This is a genomic window from Enterococcus sp. PLH-Efm8 (assembly GCF_053011625.1).
This window is the reverse complement of sequence record NZ_CP172568.1, coordinates 751,368-774,109: the sequence shown is the minus strand read 5'-3', so window position 1 is coordinate 774,109 and position 22,742 is coordinate 751,368. Positions and strand designations below refer to the sequence as shown.

Annotated in this window: 23 protein-coding genes and 4 pseudogenes; 9 read left to right on the top strand and 18 right to left on the bottom strand. The window is 36.6% G+C overall.

What is annotated here, in order from left to right:
• Window positions 1-3 precede the first annotated feature (3 nt).
• From ACIFUW_RS03725 to ACIFUW_RS03700, 6 genes and pseudogenes are all read right to left on the bottom strand, one after another.
• On the bottom strand, window positions 4-684 hold the full coding sequence (locus ACIFUW_RS03725; RefSeq protein WP_001015311.1) for an IS6-like element IS1216 family transposase: 681 nt from the start codon (window positions 682-684) through the stop codon (window positions 4-6).
• Between the two features lie 92 nt (window positions 685-776).
• Window positions 777-1,571, bottom strand: coding sequence for an aminoglycoside O-phosphotransferase APH(3')-IIIa (aph(3')-IIIa, locus tag ACIFUW_RS03720; protein WP_001096887.1), 795 nt, complete (start codon window positions 1,569-1,571; stop codon window positions 777-779).
• Between the two features lie 92 nt (window positions 1,572-1,663).
• Window positions 1,664-2,206 carry a streptothricin N-acetyltransferase Sat4 gene (sat4, locus tag ACIFUW_RS03715; RefSeq protein ID WP_000627290.1) on the bottom strand — a complete coding sequence of 181 codons (543 nt, stop codon included), beginning with the start codon at window positions 2,204-2,206 and terminating at the stop codon, window positions 1,664-1,666.
• Window positions 2,203-2,880 (bottom strand): annotated as a pseudogene (locus ACIFUW_RS03710) (aminoglycoside 6-adenylyltransferase); the annotation flags it as partial. The gene sat4 and the pseudogene ACIFUW_RS03710, both read right to left, overlap by 4 nt.
• Before the next feature lie 29 nt (window positions 2,881-2,909).
• On the bottom strand, window positions 2,910-3,590 hold the full coding sequence (locus ACIFUW_RS03705) for an IS6-like element IS1216 family transposase (RefSeq protein ID WP_001015311.1): 681 nt from the start codon (window positions 3,588-3,590) through the stop codon (window positions 2,910-2,912).
• A gap of 68 nt (window positions 3,591-3,658) precedes the next feature.
• Window positions 3,659-4,270, bottom strand: a pseudogene (locus ACIFUW_RS03700) (hypothetical protein); the annotation flags it as partial.
• Window positions 4,271-4,452: 182 nt separating this feature from the next.
• Here ACIFUW_RS03700 and ACIFUW_RS03695 point away from each other — a divergent pair.
• Window positions 4,453-5,412 (top strand): IS30 family transposase, encoded by a 960-nt coding sequence (locus ACIFUW_RS03695; RefSeq protein WP_002287225.1) that lies wholly within the window; start codon window positions 4,453-4,455, stop codon window positions 5,410-5,412.
• 23 nt (window positions 5,413-5,435) lie between these two features.
• Here ACIFUW_RS03695 and ACIFUW_RS03690 read toward each other — a convergent pair whose 3' ends face one another.
• Together ACIFUW_RS03690 and ACIFUW_RS03685 are read right to left on the bottom strand one after the other, a co-directional pair.
• Complete coding sequence (locus tag ACIFUW_RS03690; protein WP_000053907.1) at window positions 5,436-5,732, bottom strand: replication control protein PrgN; 297 nt, start codon at window positions 5,730-5,732, stop codon at window positions 5,436-5,438.
• 134 nt (window positions 5,733-5,866) lie between these two features.
• Window positions 5,867-7,360, bottom strand: a complete 1,494-nt coding sequence (locus ACIFUW_RS03685; RefSeq protein WP_000947691.1) for a primase C-terminal domain-containing protein — start codon at window positions 7,358-7,360, stop codon at window positions 5,867-5,869.
• A 611-nt stretch (window positions 7,361-7,971) separates the two neighbouring features.
• On the opposite strand from ACIFUW_RS03685, the gene ACIFUW_RS03680 reads away from it, so the two are divergent.
• The 6 genes and pseudogenes from ACIFUW_RS03680 to ACIFUW_RS03655 form a co-directional block, all read left to right on the top strand.
• Complete coding sequence (locus ACIFUW_RS03680; RefSeq protein WP_000429439.1) at window positions 7,972-8,925, top strand: ParA family protein; 954 nt, start codon at window positions 7,972-7,974, stop codon at window positions 8,923-8,925.
• Entirely contained in the window at window positions 8,897-9,172 is a 276-nt protein-coding gene (prgO, locus tag ACIFUW_RS03675; protein ID WP_001196543.1) for a DNA segregation protein PrgO, read from the top strand. Before ACIFUW_RS03680 ends, prgO begins: the two co-directional genes overlap by 29 nt.
• 192 nt (window positions 9,173-9,364) lie before the next feature.
• The gene (locus tag ACIFUW_RS03670) at window positions 9,365-9,619 is read left to right on the top strand and encodes a transposase (RefSeq protein WP_000199136.1); all 255 of its coding nucleotides are present in this window, start codon (window positions 9,365-9,367) and stop codon (window positions 9,617-9,619) included.
• Window positions 9,620-9,669: 50 nt separating this feature from the next.
• On the top strand, window positions 9,670-9,984 hold the full coding sequence (locus ACIFUW_RS03665) for an IS3 family transposase (protein WP_000882571.1): 315 nt from the start codon (window positions 9,670-9,672) through the stop codon (window positions 9,982-9,984).
• A gap of 40 nt (window positions 9,985-10,024) precedes the next feature.
• A protein-coding gene (locus ACIFUW_RS03660) for an IS3 family transposase (RefSeq protein WP_086953888.1) occupies window positions 10,025-11,187 on the top strand; the annotation gives its coding sequence in 2 pieces (ribosomal slippage) (window positions 10,025-10,301 and window positions 10,301-11,187; 1,164 coding nt in all).
• A 124-nt stretch (window positions 11,188-11,311) separates the two neighbouring features.
• A pseudogene (locus ACIFUW_RS03655) lies at window positions 11,312-11,860 on the top strand (IS3 family transposase); the annotation flags it as partial.
• Between the two features lie 472 nt (window positions 11,861-12,332).
• On the opposite strand, the gene ACIFUW_RS03650 reads toward ACIFUW_RS03655, so the two are convergent.
• The 10 genes and pseudogenes from ACIFUW_RS03650 to sfsA all read right to left on the bottom strand — a co-directional run bounded on the left by ACIFUW_RS03650 (window position 12,333) and on the right by sfsA (window position 21,402).
• The gene (locus ACIFUW_RS03650; RefSeq protein ID WP_169038514.1) at window positions 12,333-12,905 is read right to left on the bottom strand and encodes a recombinase family protein; all 573 of its coding nucleotides are present in this window, start codon (window positions 12,903-12,905) and stop codon (window positions 12,333-12,335) included.
• A 15-nt stretch (window positions 12,906-12,920) separates the two neighbouring features.
• Window positions 12,921-13,526, bottom strand: a complete 606-nt coding sequence (gene fic, locus ACIFUW_RS03645; protein ID WP_000599739.1) for a protein adenylyltransferase Fic — start codon at window positions 13,524-13,526, stop codon at window positions 12,921-12,923.
• Between the two features lie 197 nt (window positions 13,527-13,723).
• Window positions 13,724-14,404 (bottom strand): IS6-like element IS1216 family transposase, encoded by a 681-nt coding sequence (locus tag ACIFUW_RS03640; RefSeq protein ID WP_001015311.1) that lies wholly within the window; start codon window positions 14,402-14,404, stop codon window positions 13,724-13,726.
• Window positions 14,405-14,478: 74 nt separating this feature from the next.
• Window positions 14,479-14,676: pseudogene (locus ACIFUW_RS03635) on the bottom strand (PTS sugar transporter subunit IIC); the annotation flags it as partial.
• 107 nt (window positions 14,677-14,783) lie between these two features.
• Window positions 14,784-15,104, bottom strand: a complete 321-nt coding sequence (locus tag ACIFUW_RS03630; protein WP_002286604.1) for a PTS lactose/cellobiose transporter subunit IIA — start codon at window positions 15,102-15,104, stop codon at window positions 14,784-14,786.
• A gap of 29 nt (window positions 15,105-15,133) precedes the next feature.
• Window positions 15,134-15,451 carry a PTS sugar transporter subunit IIB gene (locus tag ACIFUW_RS03625; protein WP_002286606.1) on the bottom strand — a complete coding sequence of 106 codons (318 nt, stop codon included), beginning with the start codon at window positions 15,449-15,451 and terminating at the stop codon, window positions 15,134-15,136.
• Window positions 15,452-15,602: 151 nt separating this feature from the next.
• Complete coding sequence (locus ACIFUW_RS03620) at window positions 15,603-18,305, bottom strand: sigma 54-interacting transcriptional regulator (protein ID WP_002286607.1); 2,703 nt, start codon at window positions 18,303-18,305, stop codon at window positions 15,603-15,605.
• A gap of 62 nt (window positions 18,306-18,367) precedes the next feature.
• Window positions 18,368-19,645, bottom strand: coding sequence for a DEAD/DEAH box helicase (locus ACIFUW_RS03615; RefSeq protein ID WP_002286608.1), 1,278 nt, complete (start codon window positions 19,643-19,645; stop codon window positions 18,368-18,370).
• Window positions 19,645-20,658 (bottom strand): Gfo/Idh/MocA family protein, encoded by a 1,014-nt coding sequence (locus ACIFUW_RS03610; protein ID WP_002286612.1) that lies wholly within the window; start codon window positions 20,656-20,658, stop codon window positions 19,645-19,647. The genes ACIFUW_RS03615 and ACIFUW_RS03610 overlap by 1 nt, the downstream gene beginning before the upstream one ends.
• Before the next feature lie 15 nt (window positions 20,659-20,673).
• Window positions 20,674-21,402, bottom strand: a complete 729-nt coding sequence (sfsA, locus tag ACIFUW_RS03605; RefSeq protein WP_002286614.1) for a DNA/RNA nuclease SfsA — start codon at window positions 21,400-21,402, stop codon at window positions 20,674-20,676.
• 164 nt (window positions 21,403-21,566) lie between these two features.
• On the opposite strand from sfsA, the gene ACIFUW_RS03600 reads away from it, so the two are divergent.
• Window positions 21,567-21,908 carry a DUF4828 domain-containing protein gene (locus ACIFUW_RS03600; RefSeq protein ID WP_002294538.1) on the top strand — a complete coding sequence of 114 codons (342 nt, stop codon included), beginning with the start codon at window positions 21,567-21,569 and terminating at the stop codon, window positions 21,906-21,908.
• A 183-nt stretch (window positions 21,909-22,091) separates the two neighbouring features.
• On the top strand, window positions 22,092-22,739 hold the full coding sequence (locus ACIFUW_RS03595; protein WP_002286616.1) for a metal-dependent transcriptional regulator: 648 nt from the start codon (window positions 22,092-22,094) through the stop codon (window positions 22,737-22,739).
• Window positions 22,740-22,742: the final 3 nt, after the last annotated feature.

Sequence of the window (22,742 nt, the reverse complement as noted above, 5' to 3'; positions counted from 1 at the left end):
GATTTAAGCTGGGATTCCCAATAATACCTTGATTTCAGTACAGACCGAAAACCCGAAGAGAGTGCCTTCTTTTCGGGTTTTCTTATATAATCCTCGAATGGCTTCCATGCCTTTAATCGTGGTAGAGGCAGTGCGTAAACTTCGATAGAATTTATTGCGTCTCTTTACTGGACGATGGTCTTGTTCAATCAAATTATTCAGGTATTTAATGGTACGATGTTCTGTCCCTTGATAAAAGCCGTATTCTTTTAGTTTCTTAAAGGCACTTGTAATAGAGGGGGCTTTATCTGTGACTACAACCTTCGGTTCATCAAACTGCTTCACTAACCGCTTAAGAAAAGCATAGGCTGCTTGTGTGTCCCGTTTTTTACGTAACCAAATATCCAAGGTTAAACCATCTGCATCGATGGCTCGATACAAATAATGCCATTTTCCTTTAATTTTGATGTACGTTTCATCCATTTTCCATGAATAAAAGGATTTTTTATTTTTCTTTTTCCAAATTTGATAGAGTAGTTTGCCATATTCTTGCACCCAACGATAAATCGTCGTATGAGAAACGTTAATGCCACGATCATATAAGATTTCTTGAACTTCACGATAGCTAAGGTTATAACGAAGATAGTAGCCCACGGCTACAATAATCACATCCTGCTGAAATTGCTTTCCTTTAAAATGATTCATCGTCATTCCTCCTGCTATCTTTTTCTATTATTCTACCTTATTTGATAGTAGATTTAAAACTTTGCAACAGAACCGACATCTAAATCTAGGTACTAAAACAATTCATCCAGTAAAATATAATATTTTATTTTCTCCCAATCAGGCTTGATCCCCAGTAAGTCAAAAAATAGCTCGACATACTGTTCTTCCCCGATATCCTCCCTGATCGACCGGACGCAGAAGGCAATGTCATACCACTTGTCCGCCCTGCCGCTTCTCCCAAGATCAATAAAGCCACTTACTTTGCCATCTTTCACAAAGATGTTGCTGTCTCCCAGGTCGCCGTGGGAAAAGACAAGTTCCTCTTCGGGCTTTTCCGTCTTTAAAAAATCATACAGCTCGCGCGGATCTTTAAATGGAGTGTCTTCTTCCCAGTTTTCGCAATCCACATCGGCCAGATCGTTATTCAGTAAGTAATCCAATTCGGCTAAGCGGCTGTCTAAGCTATTCGTATAGGGACAATCCGATATGTCGATGGAGTGAAAGAGCCTGATGCACTCCGCATACAGCTCGATAATCTTTTCAGGGCTTTGTTCATCTTCATACTCTTCCGAGCAAAGGACGCCATCGGCCTCACTCATGAGCAGATTGCTCCAGCCATCATGCCGTTCAAAGTGCAGGACCTTTGGAACAGGCAGCTTTCCTTCCAGCCATAGCATCATGTCCTTTTCCCGTTCCACATCATAGGTGGTCCCTTTATACCGGCTGTCCGTCATTTTTAAATATAGGTTTTCATTTTCTCCCACCAGCTTATATACCTTAGCAGGAGACATTCCTTCCGTATCTTTTACGCAGCGGTATTTTTCGATCAGTTTTTTCAATTCCGGTGATATTCTCATTTTAGCCATTTATTATTTCCTTCCTCTTTTCTACAGTATTTAAAGATACCCCAAGAAGCTAATTATAACAAGACGAACTCCAATTCACTGTTCCTTGCATTCTAAAACCTTAAATACCAGAAAACAGCTTTTTCAAAGTTGTTTTCAAAGTTGGCGTATAACATAGTATCGACGGAGCCGATTTTGAAACCACAATTATGATAGAATTTACAAGCTATAAGGTTATTGTCCTGGGTTTCAAGCATTAGTCCATGCAAGTTTTTATGCTTTGCCCATTCTATAGATATATTGATAAGCGCGCTGCCTATGCCTTGCCCCCTGAAATCCTTACATACGGCGATATCTTCTATATAAGCGTACCGGTTCCAATTTTTTCGCAGTTTAACTTTTCCGACGCATTTATCGTCTTGGTAGTAAAGATATATTATCTTATCAGTATTGTCAATATATTCAAGGCAATCTGCCTCCTCATCCTCTTCATCCTCTTCGTCTTGGTAGCTTTTTAAATATGGCGCTTCATAGAGTAATTCTGTAAAGGTCCAATTCTCGTTTTCATACCTCGGTATAATCTTACCTATCACCTCAAATGGTTCGCTGGGTTTATCGATATCTTTCAGGTGCCCTGCTTTCATTTCTGTAATCACTGTTCCCGCCTCTCTTCTATATCAGCGGCATATGTGCTATCCAGGCAGCCGGTTTTACCAGTGTATTTTTTATACATGTCCCTGGTATATTTTGTTATATTCCTATCATACTCCGGATAGGCATAATGAAGCCTTTCCGCCACCTCACCGGATACCGCCCTGAACAATTGATGGCATAGAAATAATGCTTCCCATATGTTTTCATAGGAATCCATCCGGTAGGTGGACAAAAGTTTCTCCCACAAATCCTCGGATATATACCTTTCAATAAACTTATAGTTCTTGCCTACACTTAATTTAAAGCCTGTTTCGATGCCGACCTTCCATGATATCATTCTCAGCAGCTCATGGCGAACAATCTGATTAAAATGATCAATAGCAAATAAAATTTCCTTACGGCACAATCCTTTAATAACATAAGGTGTTACATTCCAAAATTCATTGCAGCAATCATCATACTCCCTTGCGCTTGGCTTTCTTACATGATAATCTATATCAGTCGGAACTATGTCCCTTTTAATTCTACAATCTTTATCAATTAGAACCTTTATTAATTTATCGCCCTTTAGGTAATTATCTAACTCTTCCAAGGGCAATAAGGTAAGATCAATTTTATTGTAATCATCAAATAGCATAAGATAGGAAAATCGGTTCTGTTGCAAAGTTTTAAATAAAGAATAAAATCCCTTACGGTATCTATGATTTAAGCTGGGATTCCCAATAATACCTTGATTTCAGTACAGACCGAAAACCCGAAGAGAGTGCCTTCTTTTCGGGTTTTCTTATATAATCCTCGAATGGCTTCCATGCCTTTAATCGTGGTAGAGGCAGTGCGTAAACTTCGATAGAATTTATTGCGTCTCTTTACTGGACGATGGTCTTGTTCAATCAAATTATTCAGGTATTTAATGGTACGATGTTCTGTCCCTTGATAAAAGCCGTATTCTTTTAGTTTCTTAAAGGCACTTGTAATAGAGGGGGCTTTATCTGTGACTACAACCTTCGGTTCATCAAACTGCTTCACTAACCGCTTAAGAAAAGCATAGGCTGCTTGTGTGTCCCGTTTTTTACGTAACCAAATATCCAAGGTTAAACCATCTGCATCGATGGCTCGATACAAATAATGCCATTTTCCTTTAATTTTGATGTACGTTTCATCCATTTTCCATGAATAAAAGGATTTTTTATTTTTCTTTTTCCAAATTTGATAGAGTAGTTTGCCATATTCTTGCACCCAACGATAAATCGTCGTATGAGAAACGTTAATGCCACGATCATATAAGATTTCTTGAACTTCACGATAGCTAAGGTTATAACGAAGATAGTAGCCCACGGCTACAATAATCACATCCTGCTGAAATTGCTTTCCTTTAAAATGATTCATCGTCATTCCTCCTGCTATCTTTTTCTATTATTCTACCTTATTTGATAGTAGATTTAAAACTTTGCAACAGAACCGATCAATTCGTCATATCTTCCAAAATCAACATTGTACTCATAACCAAGAAGTGTCGGAATCAGGTCAATTTCAATTTCTTTTTCAATTGAACGTTTAATAAGTTTCGTGGATACATACCCGACAAAAAAGAGAATAATACCCACTTCAAACAAATACATGTGTCCATTTACAAAGTGAATAAACGTCAATAAAAAATCCTTCACTCCTTTTGTTGTTCTTCCAGATTGTTCAATTTGTTTTATTAAAGTCGCTAGAATTGCATTTACAACAATTAAATCGAATAGGCTTTTGAAAAGTTTTCCTGCTGTTAATTTTTGCCTGGTAAATTGCATGACTAATTGAGTAAAAATAGACAATAGCATGACAAAAATCAACGTCATTAGCACTGTAAAAATGTCTGATGCTGCAATCCTATTGGGATCATTTATCAAGTAATAAGCCGTTCCAAATACTCCAATCGAGTAAACGGTTAAATCAAGAATAAGTCGTGCCCCGTAACTACAAAGTTTTCCTAATGGCCATAATTGCAATACCCAAAATTTCTTTCGTTTGCTATTTCTTTTCAGAGGAAGCCAGGTGTGTTCAATCCAGTCGTCCGATTTCATTTCGATTTCTTCCCTAAATTCTTTCCTTTAACGTTTTCCTTTGCTACTTTAGCAGCGATAGGTTGCTCAATGAACCAATTTTTTAAGTACGCCGATTGTAAAATTAAGCTAGACAACTAAAAAAGTCATTTGTGCTACACTCAAAATAGTTCCGTCCAAAGAATTATAAGGAGTGAGTACAAATGACCTATACCCATCTTACAACGGATGAACTTGTAATGATAGAGTCTTATTTCAAAATAAATCAATCTGTTGCGAAAACTGCGCATTTCTTGAATCGTTCAAGACAAACGATCCATAAAGTATACCTGTTCTTCAAGCAAGGAAAATCAGCCTTAGAGTACTATCAACAGTATAAGAAAAACAAATCAAACTGTGGTAGACGCCCGCTTGTTTTACCTGAGGAACAATCAGAATATATTCAAAGAAAGGTTGTTCAAGGATGGACACCCGATGTGATTGTTGGTCGTGCAGCGTTTCCTATTCGTTGTTCTGCTCGTACCATTTATCGTATGTTCAAAAAGGGGCTATTTAATCCTTCTGACTTACCGATGAAAGGCAAGCGTAAACCAAATGGACATCAAGAAAGACGTGGAAAACAAGCTTTCCGTCGCTCTATTCATGAACGTGAAAAAGATTATAGCCAATTCTCAAATGAGTTTGGTCACCTTGAAGGTGACACTATCGTAGGTTTGAAACATAAAAGTGCTGTAATTACCTTAGTTGAGCGATTATCAAAAGTTATCATCACATTGAAACCGTGTGGTAGACAAGCGATTGATATTGAAAACAAATTAAATCATTGGTTTGAATCTGTACCGAAAAATCTATTCAAATCCATCACTTTTGATTGTGGAAAGGAATTTTCAAATTGGAAACAGATCAGTAATGCCAATGATATTGCCATTTATTTCGCTGATCCAGGAACGCCGTCTCAAAGAGGCCTAAACGAGAATTCTAACGGATTGTTACGTAGAGATGGTTTATTGAAATCTATGGATTTCAATTCAGTAGATGAATCTTTTATTCAATCTGTCGCATCGAAACGAAATAATATTCCTAGAAAATCACTGAATTATCGAACACCTTTGGAAGTATTTTTGAGTTACGTAAGTATTGATGATTTGTCTAACTTAATTTGACAATTAAGAGTAAATAAAAACTACTACTGGATATACTTCTTCCTTTTTCTTAACTCGTTAGCTATTTTATACTCAATATACTCCTGCTCTAACACACACAAACAATCATATACCTGATCCATAGTCTCCCCAGAAGCTAAGGACAACCCATGAAGAAACTCAATCGGCAAAGAAGCAACTGTTTTTTCCCTGGTAACCCAAGAAGACAAAGTCCCCTGCTTAAAACCATAAAGCTCACAGAACACTTCCACAGATAATCCCAAACGACCAATGATAAACACATTAACAGGATGTGAATAGACATAATTTTTTAACGACATACAACTTCCTCCATGATACATAAGACTGCATACGCAGTTATAAGTATACCACCTACACGTAGCTAGGCAAAGGGAGCAACACCTACAGAAGTATCATAGATATATTGTATAAGGCAATTTGCACCTTTTATTTTTCAACCTGTATCTACTTCAAAAAGATTCACTTCTTTAAGAGGGTTCAAGGGGGTTGATAATTGTCTAAATGTCTCTTCTACTAAGCTCTCGTTGAGTCCAAATACCTCTGTGATCCTTGTTGAATAATCTAGTCTCTTTTCTTTACTTAGTTGAATAACCCTCGCGAACAACGTTTTGACTGAAGCAATGATCATTCCGCCATTTCTTCCTCGTGTTACCTTGTAGAAGACTTTATTCTCCTCTCGTAACTCATTTAAGATCTTATCAAGTGTTCGCTTGGGCATCGTTAGTTGTGAAGCCAATTCTTTTTTTGACAGGTTCAAATAAGGCTCACTAGCAAGACTTTTTTCGCTTAGATAAGCCAATAGATCTTCTTTCCATTCATTTTTATGACTATATTTTCTTTGATCTCGTGGCTTTTTAAATTTCCACCAGCCACGTCGTTGAATGAACAGATCATTATTTTTTAAGGTTGGTGAAACCCATTGCTGGCACAATTCAATAATGAATTCTCTGCTTGCTGCTTGATAATTACCAGAATAAGCACTACGTACAATCTTTACTAATTCTGCTTCAGATAGCGGTTCCTGTAACCGTTCGTTGAATGTGAACATATTGTATTCGCAAGTATCCAATGCATAACCTGAAGAGTAATAAGCTAAAGAAAGCGTGAAAATCACATTATTTCGACCAAGACGTCCTTCTCCGCCGACGATGTTTGCTTTATGAAGTAACATATCGAACCACGGTTCATCTACTTGACGAATTTCTTTTTTCTCAGGAAAGACAATTAGTTTTCGTTCTCGATCTTCTTTTGTTTTTTGATCTGATTCAAGCTTCATCGACCATTGAATCCAGTCAGCAAAAGAATACTGATAGTTCATTTCTTTAAAAACAATATTATTTTCTTGTGGGAATCGAGCAATTCCGAAGTGGTTACATCCTAGATCCACTCCGGACAATTTTTCAGCCAACTGTAGACGAATTGTTTTTGAAATTTTTTTTGCTACATCGATCACCTTGAAATTGCTTTTCTTTGTGACATAGCCTGGTGTCTTTAGTACAAAATAAACTTGATAACCATGATCTGATTCTAAAATTAGCGTTGGCATGTAGCCCACTTGATCTAAACAGGCTAAAATAATTTCGCCTTGATGGTTCTCTTTTGAATCGATATCAACTACAAATGTGTTGATTTGACTTAAGTTTTTCTCAGAATGACCTTTAACCACTGTTCGATAATCATCCGCATAAGTACCAAAGCGATAGGTATTAGGTGTCCAATGCGTTAGTTTCTTTTCGTTCTCTAAAATAGCTTCTTCCGAAGTAATGACCATACCACGCCCAACATTCATTAATTGCTTGCTACGGTACGCAAAGATAGCACCACTCCTACTGGAATCAATATGACCTGCAGGTTTCATGGTGCTGTTTCGATATTTGTATGTACGTAAGCCGTTTTTAAGAATAGCTGAATAAATTTCGCTCAACATCGATTGTAACGTCCTTTCTCAAACAAAAAGAGAACACAGTTTAGCTTTAATCTCAGCCATAGTATGTGTTCTCTCTTCAGTGTTTAAGAATATTTAATTTAAGTACACTAAATAAACGTTCTTCTGTTGAGTTGCTCGCCTTTTTTTGGTAGAATAAAGGCAATCGGAAAAGGTATCCGATCAACTTTTAATATAAGTAGTTGGTAGCTACTTACATATTCTTGAGACGAGCGTGAACACATGTCCTAACCATGTGATTCAGAAATAATTGATTCTGCTAAAATCAATTATTTCCGTCTCTTTTTTTTATGTAATTTTTCTGTTTAAAGAGTACCACTGCTTTTGCTACTTTGTAAATAGTGAATTATCTGTGGTTTCTATAGAATTAAGTTTACCTCTTTTCACTCTAAATTGTCAACGCAAAACGCACAAATATATTTTGACATTTTGAATATATCTGATATACTGAATATAGCAAATATATTTAGTATATCCACTATATTCCTTATAAAGTCTGAATTCTTATCAATTTGGAGTATATTAGATATATCGAATATATTAAGTATATGAAGTATACTAAATATATTTAGTATAGGAAATTGGAGGGAACTATGGAAAACTTACGGACTGCATTTAAAACATCAGATAAACTAGGAAAAGTTGTAATGCTTACAGGTAGAAAAGGCGGCATTGGTAAGACTACAGACAATGATTTATTAGCGATTGTTTCTAGTCAACTTTTTGAAAAAGACGTGTTGCTAATTGATTATGACCAACAAAGAAATACTACTTCCAACATTGGATCAACGTATCAAATTACTAGCTTTGATCGATCCATGTCTGCAGCAATCAAAAAAGGGGACTGGGTTTCAGGTATTACTCAAGTAAGTCCACATTTATATATTATGGCTGGCTCTCCTGGATCTGAAGAACTTAATGAATACTTGTCCGAAAAATATCCTGATCGTCGTAAGAGATCATTGGCCTTCATTAAACCTTTAGAAGAATTGAGAAAAAATTTCGATTATATCTTTATCGACTGCCCACCATCAACAGATAATGTGGTTCGTGCATTCTTAACTGCTGCAGATTATATTATTGCAATGCAAGAATTAAAACGGTACGCAATGGAAGGAACAGAAGATTTTATTAATAAAGTTTTAGTTCCGATTGTCACGAATTTTGAAGAGTCTCATCTTCAAATCATTGGAATTTTGCCTGTTCTTTTCTCAGTGCGACGTTCCTCTCAACACGCAAACTATCAAAAAACAATTGATAAGTATGGTGAATCAAACATTTTTAAAAGCATTGTTAAAGGCTCGGATCGGTTAGAAATGTATGGTGAGAATGGTATCCAATTAAATGATTATGTAGATCGAAGATGGTGGGCTATTTTTGCAGACATCTTTACAGAATTAGAAGAAAGAATTGAATACTATGAACAACATGGTGATATTGAAGGATTTGATTATACACCTAAATATGCTGACTCAATGGCCAATCATATCCTACCTCTTGGAAAGGAGATTAAACTAAATGGCATTATTACCAACGAACAAAGATAAGAAGAAAATTGGTGCTGAAGATATTTCAATTAAAGATGATATTAATGTCGAGTTAGGGGAACGAAAGTACACTGCGAAAGAAAGAAAACCAGTTCAAGTAGATCCTCCCGTACTAAAAACCATTCGGGATCTTAGTTATGCAAAAGATATTCCTATGTATGAAATAGTCAAACTTGCAATGGACGCCTATGTTGATACTTTAAACGACGAGGAACGGATTATATATAATAGACGATCAAAAGATTAAAATATAGTAAGTATACTAGATATAGTAAATATATTTAGTATACTTACTATATTTTTAGCTTTATTAATCCTAATCCTTCAAAATATGTGTATTGTTTGGGGGTATACAACATTTGGTGTTAGTATCAAATCTTAGACAGCTTTTCGTAGAGACAAGAATAAATTAAACTTATCTACGAGAGGATGAATTTTTATGACCCGATATGAAGAAAATTTTAAACAAATGATTGTTGAACTGAATCAAACTGGACGTTCTGTTCGAGGGTTAGCGAAAGAATATGGCTTATCTGAAGCAACGATTTACAAATGGAAGAATTTATATTTACCTGATCAGTCCACAGGACTGACTGGAAAAGAAGTAGCTGAACTGAGAAAAGAAAATGCTCGTTTAAATGAGGAACTTGAAATCTTAAAAAAAGCCGCAGCCATATTCTCTCGGAAAACCTAAATTCGCTTGTTCAATTTATTGAAAAATGGTGTAAGGATTACACTGTTTCTTTGTTGTGTCGGTTATTAGAAATCCCTAGAAGTGTCTATTATTTTTATAAGAATAAACCGTTGACAGCTACAGAAATCAGAAATAATAAGTTGAAAAAGAAGATTTCAACAATTTTTTTTACGAATAAACAACGCTATGGTGCCACAAAGATCCATCAAGTTTTATTAAAAGAAGGGATTTCAGTATCTCTTAAACATGTCCAAAAGCTAATGAAACAATTAAATTTAAGGTCGATTGTAGTTAAAAAATATAGACCTCAAAGGTCTAATAAACCGATCATGGATAGGCTACAATTAACTAGACAGAAAAATTAAGGTGTGTAGACTAGAAGAAAACATACCAGGAGGAATTTTTATGTCTAAGAGAACACGAAGAACTTTTTCACAAGAATTCAAGCAACAAATCGTCAATCTTTACTTAGCTGGAAAGCCACGTGTAGAAATCATTCGAGAATATGAACTAACGGCTTCAGCATTTGACAAATGGGTAAAGCAATTTAAAACGAGTGGTTCATTCAAAGAAAAAGATAATCTTACGCCTGAACAAAAAGAATTGTTAGAACTACGTAAAAGAAACCAGCAATTAGAAATGGAAAATGATATTTTAAAGCAAGCAGCGCTGATATTCGGACGAAGAGACAAGTAATCGATGCGAATAAGCATCTTTACCCTATATCAGCGATGTGCAGAATATTAGGTCTATCACGTCAGTCCTATTATTATCAATCAAAACCAAAGAAAGACGAATCAGAACTTGAAGAAGTAGTCGCTGAAGAATTTATCCGCAGCCGAAAGGCCTACGGCTCAAGAAAAATAAAAAAAGCCTTATCAAAACGAGGCATTCAGATCAGCCGACGAAAAATTAGTAGAATCATGAAAAATAGAGGATTAAAATCGAGCTATACTGTTGCTTATTTTAAAGTACATCATTCTACTTGCAATGAAGCCAAAACGACAAACGTATTGAATCGTAAATTCTTAAGAGACAACCCATTAGAAGCGATCGTAACAGACTTGACTTATGTACGAGTCGGGAAAAAATGGAATTATGTCTGTTTCATTTTGGATCTGTTCAATCGAGAAATTCTCGGCTATTCTTGTGGAGAACATAAAGATGCCGTTCTAGTAAAAAAAGCATTTAGCCGTATCAAACAACCTCTGACAGAGGTTGAGATTTTTCATACTGATCGTGGAAAAGAGTTTGATAACCAAGCTATTGATGAATTATTAACAACTTTTGACATCAATCGATCATTGAGTCATAAAGGCTGTCCTTTTGATAATGCCGTAGCTGAATCAACTTATAAGTCGTTGAAAGTAGAATTTGTCTATCAATACACATTTGAAACCTTACAACAATTGGATTTGGAGTTATTTGACTATGTCAATTGGTGGAACCACCTTCGGTTGCACGGTACACTTGGCTACGAGACACCGGTTGGTTACCGTAACCAGAGATTGGCGCAGCGAATCCTTGATAATGAGCTCGGATGTGCTAACGCTAGCGAGGCAGTCTAACTTTAACTGTTAGCTCCTGCCGAAGATCGTCACATCCGAGGAGGCTCATTGTCAAGGACAATCGGAATAGCATACGGAAAGAAGTTCTGCACCTTATAAAATTTGTCAAAAAAACTGTTGCCATTCCATCATTTCAAAAGAGAATCTCTTAAATCAGGACTTTTCTACTGAAACGATCTGTGAGAAATGGGCAGCTGACATTACGTACATTCCTACTAAGAAAAATGGTTGGTGTTACTTATCTTCAATCATGGATTTACACACGAAAAGAATTATTAGTTATACATTTTCAAAACGAATGACTGTGGATTGTGTCATTCAAACATTGAATAAAGCAAAAATACATTATCACATTCCAGAAGGAATGATTCTACACACTGACTTGGGCAGCCAATACACAGCAAGAGAAGTGGAACAATGGCTTAAAACCAACAAAATAAGGCATTCTTATAGTAGAAAAGGAACACCTTATGATAATGCTGGAATCGAATCTTTCCATGCCTCATTGAAAAAAGAAGAAGTCTACACGACTAGCTACTCAGATTTTGAAGAAGCAAATCGAGCGCTATTTAGCTACATTGAAGGATTTTATAACCGAAATCGAATCCATAGCTCGATTCACTATCTAACCCCACAGGAATTTGAAGAATTAGCAAAAGAAAAAATGGCTTAACCGTCTCTACTAAAATGTGTCCAAGATATTGACTCAAATCCAGTAATATCACAATAGGAATGCTGTTTATTATATTAGCAGCAGTGCTGATTTTTATGATAGTTATTTGGTTCTTAAATGAAAGATCTAAAGACAATCAACACCGTAGGGATATGGAGATAAAATCAATAGAGTCAATAGATTATTTATCGATAATAACACTAAAAAAGCCACGTTCCTAAACGTGACTTACGCTGAACGATATGTGTTGTTTGGTAGACGAACAAATCGTTCATTATAAATATATGATGGTATCCTAATATAGTAAGCGTGGCTAGCATACCTTTAATTACTTTACCTTTTACAGTTACCATACACATTTTTTGAGCAGAAATCAAGTAAATAAAAAAATATTATATTTCACAACATGCTAATAGACTCATATCTAGAACGCATTAAGTATTTACCTGTCTGGTTCGCTGAGACTTCTTTTTTAACTTTCTTCAATTTTCTTCTTTATTCTAAAAAGCGTACTGCGACTGAAACCGGTTATAGCTTCAACTTCCTTATACGATTTACCTGAAGTAAGCAGTTCATATGCGTGCCTCTTCTTCGGTGTGATTGTTGCTTTCGGACGTCCTTCTCTGAAATTAGGATTATTCTTTCTTGCAAACATTTTTCCTTCTTGGGTACGTTCCACAATCATATCACGTTCCATTTCTGCTACACTCAACAACGTCCGTGTCACCATTCGCCCCATGGACGTATTTTCAATCGTTCCTAGATTCAAAACCTTGATCGTTACGTTATCATCGAGTAAAGGTTCAATGATCTCTAATGCTTCTCTCGTGTTACGAGCAAATCGATCAAGCTTCGTAACAACTATTTCATCTCCAGGCTTCAGACCAGCCAACAGCTGATTGAATTTTGGCCGATCCCGTTTTATACCCGTAAATTTTTCTGAAAAAATATTCTTCTTCTCTACGCCGTTCTCAAGCAACTGTTGAATTTGTTCTTTTGTACTTTGAGAAGCGGTTGAGACACGTGCATATCCATATTTCGTCATTTGGTCCACCTACTTTTACAAATCATCTATCGTATACTCAGAATACCCTTCATAGAAATAGCTGACATCGATTCCTTTCATATATAACTCGCGATCGTCAATTTTATCAGTCAGAGCATTGGAAATTAGATAGCGTATTTCCAAATCGTTTATGGGACTTCGCTCCATTGCAGAAAGATAGTCTGCTTTATCGATTAAGTTCCAATCTACAACTTTTTGCAATTCTTCCTTTAAAATGAGATCCAGCCAAATTCTAGTACTTCGGCCATTTCCTTCTCGAAATGGGTGAGCGATATTCATCTCCACATATTTCTTGATAATCTCTTCAAAAGAAGTTTGTGGCATCTGATCAATATGCTGTAACGAATGTTCTAAATACATAACTGGTGCAAATCGAAAATTTCCTTTTGCAATATTGACCGATCGGATTTTTCCGGCAAAATCGTAAATATCCGAAAATAGAAATTCATGAATTTCAGATAAACCTTTAAATGTACCAACTTCGATTTCATTTATTTTTCCACAATCGTACAATTCTTTCGCTTTTTGTTTACTGAGTTTTTCTTCAACCTTAGCCAACTCAACTTGATTGGTTAATCCCAATTTATTCTCTAAAATCATGCGAAATCTCCTTAACTTTATGACATAAGTTTATGAAACACTCTCAACCCCATTATATCGCGATTTTGTTTATGTGTCAAAAACTATTAAGTTTCTGACCCCCGATAGATTTTTCAAGTGTCTCTATTTTGCACAGTCTAGTTGGTTCTGTTGCAAAGTTTTAAATAAAGAATAAAATCCCTTACGGTATCTATGATTTAAGCTGGGATTCCCAATAATACCTTGATTTCAGTACAGACCGAAAACCCGAAGAGAGTGCCTTCTTTTCGGGTTTTCTTATATAATCCTCGAATGGCTTCCATGCCTTTAATCGTGGTAGAGGCAGTGCGTAAACTTCGATAGAATTTATTGCGTCTCTTTACTGGACGATGGTCTTGTTCAATCAAATTATTCAGGTATTTAATGGTACGATGTTCTGTCCCTTGATAAAAGCCGTATTCTTTTAGTTTCTTAAAGGCACTTGTAATAGAGGGGGCTTTATCTGTGACTACAACCTTCGGTTCATCAAACTGCTTCACTAACCGCTTAAGAAAAGCATAGGCTGCTTGTGTGTCCCGTTTTTTACGTAACCAAATATCCAAGGTTAAACCATCTGCATCGATGGCTCGATACAAATAATGCCATTTTCCTTTAATTTTGATGTACGTTTCATCCATTTTCCATGAATAAAAGGATTTTTTATTTTTCTTTTTCCAAATTTGATAGAGTAGTTTGCCATATTCTTGCACCCAACGATAAATCGTCGTATGAGAAACGTTAATGCCACGATCATATAAGATTTCTTGAACTTCACGATAGCTAAGGTTATAACGAAGATAGTAGCCCACGGCTACAATAATCACATCCTGCTGAAATTGCTTTCCTTTAAAATGATTCATCGTCATTCCTCCTGCTATCTTTTTCTATTATTCTACCTTATTTGATAGTAGATTTAAAACTTTGCAACAGAACCACTGTCAGCATAGGTACTGTTAAACTGTTGCGGTAAATCACGAATAATTGCATTGATCATTACAGCGACTGATCCCGCCATTGTTGCGGGCAGTGTGCCGATAAAAGCATCACGCAAAGCAACTAAATGTTTTTGCGCTCCGATTTTTGCGGCAACCGGCAGGATGTATTTCTCCATCCAACTTGATAGTCCGTTCATTTTTTACTTCCTCCTATAAGTTTTTTATATAAAGAGAGTTCTCCTTATAACAAAATAAAAAATCCGTTCAAAAATTTTTCTTCTTCCGTTCAAAAAAGAAGTTGTATTTATTCGCTGTATACGCGACGATAAAGTTCGATGATTTCTTTTGCTAAATCAGTAAACGCAATAGATGTCATTAAGTGATCTTGACTGTGAACAGTCAATAATGTCACTTGCATATGATTTCCTTGTGCTTCTTGTGTCAACATGTCTGTTTGTGCATGATGCGCTTGTATAAGTGATTCTTCTGCATCAGCGATTTTCCTATCCGCTAACTCAAAATCACCGATTTTAGCAGCCGCAATCGCTTCCATTGCATCGCTCTTTGCATTACCGCCAAACATGATTAACCCCATGATGGCTTCTAGGTTTTGTTGATCTTCCACGTTGTTATACCCCCAACTGCATACTTGATTTATTTCATTAGATTTTCTGCTTGTGCAAGAACTTTTTCTCCGTTCATCATGCCATAGTCTTGCATATTGATGACATCTAATGGAATACCTTTAGGCGCAAGTTTTTGTTCAAATTGAGCTTTCATGAAACGTACTTGAGGACCTAATAATAATACATCGACATTCTTAGATTCTAAATTATTATCTGCATCTGAGGCAGAGACCGCAAAAATATCGGCTTCCATCCCTTTTTCTTCTGCTGCTTTTTGCATTTTTGTGACCAATAAACTCGTACTCATCCCTGCTGAACAAACTAACATGATTGTTTTTTTTGCCATTTTTAACACTCCTTTTATTTTTTTACACTTTTATATAACGCAAGAAGCATGCCAATAAAAAAAAGAGCTGAAATAGCGTTTTCATGCTTTTTAGCTCTTTTTTATAGTGCGCACACAGATGTTTAGTGTGTAAACAGTATGATTAGTGTGTTCATTTTTTTATTTTATTTTCAAGAAACATTTGTGTAAGAAATGCGATATCATCTTCTGGAATTTTTACCTGATATTTTCGTTCTAGTGCCATCAAGTTTGCCCGAACGATATCCATTTCCAAACGATAAATTTTTGAGAAAATAGACAGTTTCTCAAATTGCCGATGGCTTTCTTGTTTGATCAATCCGTCTAACATGAAGGCTAAATGGATAACGATTCCAGTATCTACTCCAGGTTCCACGATAATCGACAAATCGGTCTGGATCTGCTGAACTGTCTTTTGCAATGAACGGATCAGTTCATCAATAGAAAAGACATCGCTTAATGATCCAGCAAGTGAATCGACAATTTTAGCTGTCGGGATCTCATCATCAGCTATACGCTTTAAAATATTTAGTTTTTCATCATCAAAAACGTCATAGGCTGAAAAAAATGGGATATTTTGATAATCAACATCAACTGTTCCCGCAATTGCTTTGATCTCATATTCTTCCAATAAGGCATCGATGTGTTTTTTGAATGATTCACGTTCTAAAAACTGCATCTGGATCAGTTCTACCTTATTTTGATTAATCACTGGCATAATACGCTGATATAATTTGGCAGCTACTCCTTCACCAGTAAAGCATGTCACGATTACGGCTTTTTTACGCTGTAAAGTTTCAGACTTTTCCGCTTTGAACTGATCACGTACGATCGATTCAAAGGAAAGCTGGATATTTTGATAAATATCTTCTAAGCTTCTTCCAACACTTGCCATCCGTATCGCTTCTATCACAATCATGGTACTTGTCATCGTGATAGCTTTCGTCCGAATGCCAGTCTCTTCATAAATCAAATCACTGAAGGTGTTTAATGATCCCATATCTGTTAACAAGAGTAGGCCATTCGTCAAATGCTCTTGATAGTTTTTGACATATTGTAACACTTCTTCATACATTGTTTGAACTTCCATAACCAGTGGCATATTAAAAGCTTTCCCTACTTTTGTTCCTAATAGTTCTTGTGCCATCTCCAACATGCTTGAAGCAGTCTGTCTGCCGTGCATCAATATGAGAACATCTACTTTGTTTTCTTTAACAGGCTCACTTTCTCCTAGATTGATAGAAAGAAACATACTAATAAAGCCGATTTCATCAAAAGGAATCTCAACTTGTTCTTCTTCTTCAATGATCGTTGAAAGATCGATTGCTACCTGGAATTCCCTCTTAAAATTTTTCCGTACGTTATTCAAATCTGGGTGGACGATCATATGACCTTCTCTCACACGATCCAATGTACTTTGCAGATGCAAAGCAAAAGCAAAACGAGCTTTTTCATTATAAATACGGTCTAACCGTTTTTCAGCCACATCATACAATTGATTGGTTAACCGCCAGATTTCATCTGGCAAAAGATCTTTGGGAATCGAACTTTTAGTCAATTCTTTGACATATGTCTGGAAATAAGCATCCACATCTTTTGAAATGAGGGTCTCTAGATCAATGTTCTCCACACCGGTTTCGGAAAGAGAAGTGACTTTTTCCTCAATATCGTTATAGACCTGCATGTTTCGTTCTGGATCTTGTGACCAGACAACATCAGCAAATCCTGGTTCAAATGTCAAATACTGACTTTTGCTGTCCATGAATCGGTCGAGACGTTCCGGTATTTCCTTGATTTTCAGTAATCCTTTTTGTACTTGAAGGGAAAGTTCTTCTTTTCGAATGATTAGCTTTTTCTCATGATGAGTACGGTAATGTAAAAAAGATTTTGCACAGACTAGTTTCAAGTCTCGTTTCACTTGACCGATATTTCCTTCCGCATCATAAAGCATGAAGGCAAGAATCGCTTCTTTTTCGATATCGATACGTTGATTCAAACGATTCGCTTCTTGTTTGATAAAAAGAGAGATGATTTCATAACGCTCATCCAGTGAACGTGAAGCAAGATTCGGCAAGGTGATTGCCATAGGAATCCGTCGATTGAACGTAGATAAGAAACTTTCTGAAGATTCAGTCGTCGCCCCAATGATCTGAACAGATGCTTCATGTACTTGTGCACTTTCTCCAAGCGGACGGTAAATACCTTTATCAATGAAAGTAAACAGCATTTCCTGCCCTTCCGGCGGTAAACGGTGGATCTCATCTAAAAACAATATACCGCCGTCTGCTTTGGCTATTAGACCGGGACTATCTTGAGCTGCTCCTGTGTAAGCCCCTTTTTTGATCCCAAAGATGTGTCCAAAGAGCAGTTGCGGATTTTGAGCATAATCCGCACAATTGAAAGAAACAAATGGCGCATCTGCAGAAAGCATCTCTGAATCGATTGCAAAATGATACATACATTCAGCAAACATCGACTTCCCTGTACCAGTTTCTCCAAAAATAATCGTATGCAACCCCCGCGGTGGATAAAGAATCGCAGCTTTTGCCTGCTGTATGCTGACTTTTAAAGAATCATTTTCTCCAACGAGTGTTTCAAAAGTCACTTGCGTAGAAGAGTCGACATGCACTTCATCAGATTTTGACTTTTCCGTTGGCAAAGAGTAAACGACTGGTCGGCCAGCGGTTTTTACAATATGATGGGCCTTGTATAGTTCACTTAAATATCGGCTTGCATTGCTTCGATCGATAGTTAAGCGCTCAGCTACATCACTTGCTGTCAATCCTTGTTGGTTTTCTGTCAATAGCTGCAAGATCTCTTCTTGACGTTCTTTCACATAACCCCTCCTCTGGCAACCAATTTTGTTCCCGTTTTCATAATCATAGCATAAAAAGGCGCTTATTTGCGCCTTGCTCCTTTATTTCTCTCTTTTTTTGATTTATTTTTAACTTTTTTTCTTATTTTTTCTTTGTTATATTCTGGGTTCTGCTCCTTTCCAGAAAAAGTTTTCGCATACTTTTTATTTACTGCAGGAGCTGCATCTTCTTTGGTTGGCTGCTCAGTTTGCAGCTTACCTCCGTATAAAAAAATCTCTTCAAGTGTTATATTTGATGGACGTAAAAGCCGTTTTAAATCTCTTAGATTATTATCTTGTACGAGTGTAATTACTATTCCTTCATTACCCATTCGACCAGTTCTTCCCGAACGATGCAAATAAGCTTCTTCACTTAACGGAACTTCTGCATTCACTACATAAGGAAGACCTGTAATATCTAAACCTCTAGCCGCCACATCTGTGGTCAAAAGTGCTCTGACCATTTTCTTTTTGAATTGTTCTAGCGCTGCTTTTCGGAGTAGCTTGTTCTGATCAGAGGCCAGACTTCCTACCGGTACACCTCTATACAGCAATTTTTCTTCCATTACGCCTAATTCAGTCAGTTGATTAAAGAAAATCAGACCATGAAAATCTTCTATATGCGTGAGACGTCTCAAGTAGTCATCTTTCTTTCGTATCGGTACACGTAAAAAGTAATGTCTCAGTCCTTTTCGAGAATCGTCCTCTGCTGTCACGTCAATTGTCTCAAACGTTTTCCCAGTGATTTTTTCAATGCTTTCAAGGGAACGATCTGCTGTCGCTGAAAAAAAAGCTAGCTGATACTCTGTTGGAGCTTGATGAAGAATTTGATCAATGATTTGGCTGTTCCCAGCGTCAAATAGCTGGTCTGCTTCATCAAATACCATTGTTTTCACTTGATGTGCTTTTATTTTTTTTGCTTTCATCAATTCCAATATTCTTCCTGGTGTACCAATCAAGATTTCTGGTTTTTCCTTCAAACCCTCAATCTGACGTTTGACGTTGGCTCCGCCCACCAAAGATTGGACTTTCAACTCTTTGTCTTTTCCCCATTCACGTGCAACATCTGCTACTTGAATAGCTAGTTCTTGAGAAGAAGCAAAAATGACCAACGCACTTGCTTCACCTGGTTCCACGTTTAGTAGTAGAGGCCAAAGATAAGCCAGTGTTTTACCTGAACCTGTAGGAGAAACCGCTACTATACTTTGTTTATTACTTAGTGGCTGAAAAACTGCTCGTTGAATAAGAGAAGGTGAGATAAACCCTTTATCCTCATATTTTTTCTGCCAATTTTCGGGAAATACTTGTACAAATTCGTTCATTAAAAATCTTCCTCATTATCTGCATCGAATTTGATGCCGCCATTTTTTCTTAAATCATAAATCACTTGGTTCACATTTCTAGCTAGCTCGATCCACTCTTCATACAACAATCCCCAAGCTGGATCTTTCGGATGAGCCATGACATTGGCAAAATCCTCTGCTTCATCTGCCATTGGATTTTCTGCAGCTGTTACCGCCAAATCAATGATTTCTTTATGCGCGCGATCATGAAATTGTGCTTGTTCAATTGCATTGACTCCATTCATCACTAGCGTTCCTGAGTCAAAATAAATCTCTGACGGTAAATAAGAATCACCGATTTTACCTGGCTGGATCGATACATCAAAATTCTCATAACGTAAGATCCCCCATCCAAGACCATCTACACCAGTAGAAATCTTTCTTGGGAAATAATGGACTTCTTTTGGCATTCCAAACCAAGCAACAGCTGCATATACAAGGTAAACACCTAAATCCATCAATGCACCACCTGAGAAATGAGTCGAGAAGATATTCGGTTCTTCTCCATCTAATACTTGGTCATAGCGCGAAGAATATTTCATATAGCTGAAATTTGCACCGATTATCTCGTCTTTTAATGGTAAGTAATCGGCAATCTTTTTAAAACCTGATTCATGGATATTTCTTGCTGCTTCAAAAAAATACACATTGTGTTCATTTGCCAAATGGATGATTTCATCCATTTCTTTTGGCGTCGAAAAAGCTGGCTTTTCAACTATCACATTTTTTCCTGCCAAAATTGCTTGCTTAGCTTGACTAAAGTGAAGACTATTCGGAGAAGCAATATAAATGGTGTCCATATGAGTAATATTGAAAAAAGTCTTCAAATCTGTTGCGAATTCGATATCCCCTTCATAATGAGAACCAAATTCCTGTGCTTTTTCCAAATGTCTAGAATATACCGCTGTCAATTCATATTTTTTTGTGCTTAAAGCTGCTTGGACAAATTGATGAGTAATCCAATTTGTTCCGATAATACCTAAGTTGATCATTATTTTACCTTCTTTCTATTGTATAGGATCTTCAAAAGGGATATCTACATCAAATGGAATGGCCTGCTTGACAGTTACCTCATCTGCCGATACTTGACAATTATAGGCGAGGATTTGAACTCCGCTTTGCTGCGCATGTCGAACCATATCAGCTAGTGCTGGTTGCATTTCTTCATGGATCGTTGCCAGATGAAGATGTTCGAACTGAGCAATAAACAAGACATAAGCGGCATAACCATCTTGTGCGGCATACGTTAATTCTCCTATATGTTTCAATCCTCTGAGTGTGGGCGCATCAGGAAAAGCACCAATCGCTTTATTTTCAAGTGTCATACCTTTGACTTCAACAAATGCTTTTTGTCCGACCACCGTCTCTAAATAAATATCAAATTTGGAGTGAAGATAAGTTACTTCACGCTTGTATACCGTAAATGGACCAGTTAATCCTGGTAAAAGGATCGTGCCGTCTAAAATACCATCAATTGCCAGCCGATTAGGCAATTGACTATCGATATTAAACCAGTCACCCTTCTTTTTTACAGCAATCAGATCATAGGCGGTTTTCCGTTTAGGTCCAGGAGCAAATACAATAGCCACTTCAGCGCCTGGTATCAGGACCTCTTTTCCTCTACCTGTATTTTTGACATGCGCAATAATTATTTCTCCGTCTTTTTTCATACAATGTGCTATAAACCGATTCGGGCGGTCAATAAAAAAAGCTATTTCCACTTGCTGATACTTCAAATTATGTCACCTTTCTTCCTACTATGTATCCTATCATAATTTGTAGAAAAACAGTAAAAAAACCAGTCGAAAGTCTTAGAGAAATTTTAGCTTTTATTCGGTACAATGAAATAAAGAAGAAAGAATATGTCTATGCGATTATTTTCTCATAAAGGAGTGATTTGGTGATAAAAAAAATGATCTATTTTCTTGGTTCACTCATTACCGTTCTCTCAAGTTTTATTTACTTGAAAAAGAAAAAACAAGCGGAAAAGTCAGAAGGACTCTCAAAGTATCAAGGTACATGGTTCTTTAGTGATAGCCAGCAAAAACAACAATTACAGATTACATCTGATTACACGTTTTTGATCAACGGTCAGTCTCTTGGCACATCTGTGGTAGAAATAGATGAATATCGTTTAGTCGTACGTGATCAGTATGGTTTTTATCTTATCTTTTCTTATCCCGAACAAACTCTTTATGACGAATCTGCAGACACTTCATATAAGTTGTTATCTGAAAAATAGATCCCTCCCAATGTATATATATATCCTTTATAAACGAAAGAATGAGTCTTCTCTATCATCTTTCGTTTTTTGTTGTAAAAACGTCTAAAAATCCTTTGTTTTTTATTTAGAAAAATAGTCAATTAACGTTTTTTTTGTTACACTTACTAATGATGGTTTTTTACCATGAAAGGATGATCGAATATGACACCAAATCGAGAAGATTATTTGAAAATCATTTTAGAACTAGGTGGAGATACAACGAAAGTCAACAATAAACAAATCGTATCTAGTCTAGATGTCTCAGCTGCATCTGTCAGTGAAATGATTTCTAAACTTGTGAAAGAAGAGCTTGTAGAACATTCCCCTTATCAAGGTGTACAATTGACTGCAAGCGGACTGCAAAAAGCTAGCAGTCTGATTCGCAAACATCGCTTATGGGAAGTTTTTTTAGTTGAACATTTAGACTATAGCTGGAATGAAGTCCATGATGATGCTGAAGTATTGGAACATGTGACTTCGGAACATCTTGCAGATCATTTAGAAAACTATTTGAATCATCCTGAACATTGTCCTCATGGAGGATCGATTCCTAAAAAAGAGGAAGTTGTCCATGAAGAACGCCGACAAACATTGGAGTCCTATCCTGTCGGTACAAAAGTGCGTATCGCACGAGTGCTTGATGAAAAAGAATTGTTGGATTACTTAGTCACTATTGACCTGAATATCAACGAAGAATATGAGATCGTTGACATCGCAGCTTATGAAGGACCGATCACTATCCAAAATGATAGAAAGAAAATCCCCGTCAGCTTTAAGGCGGCCAGCACGATTTTTGTCGATAAAATATAAAGG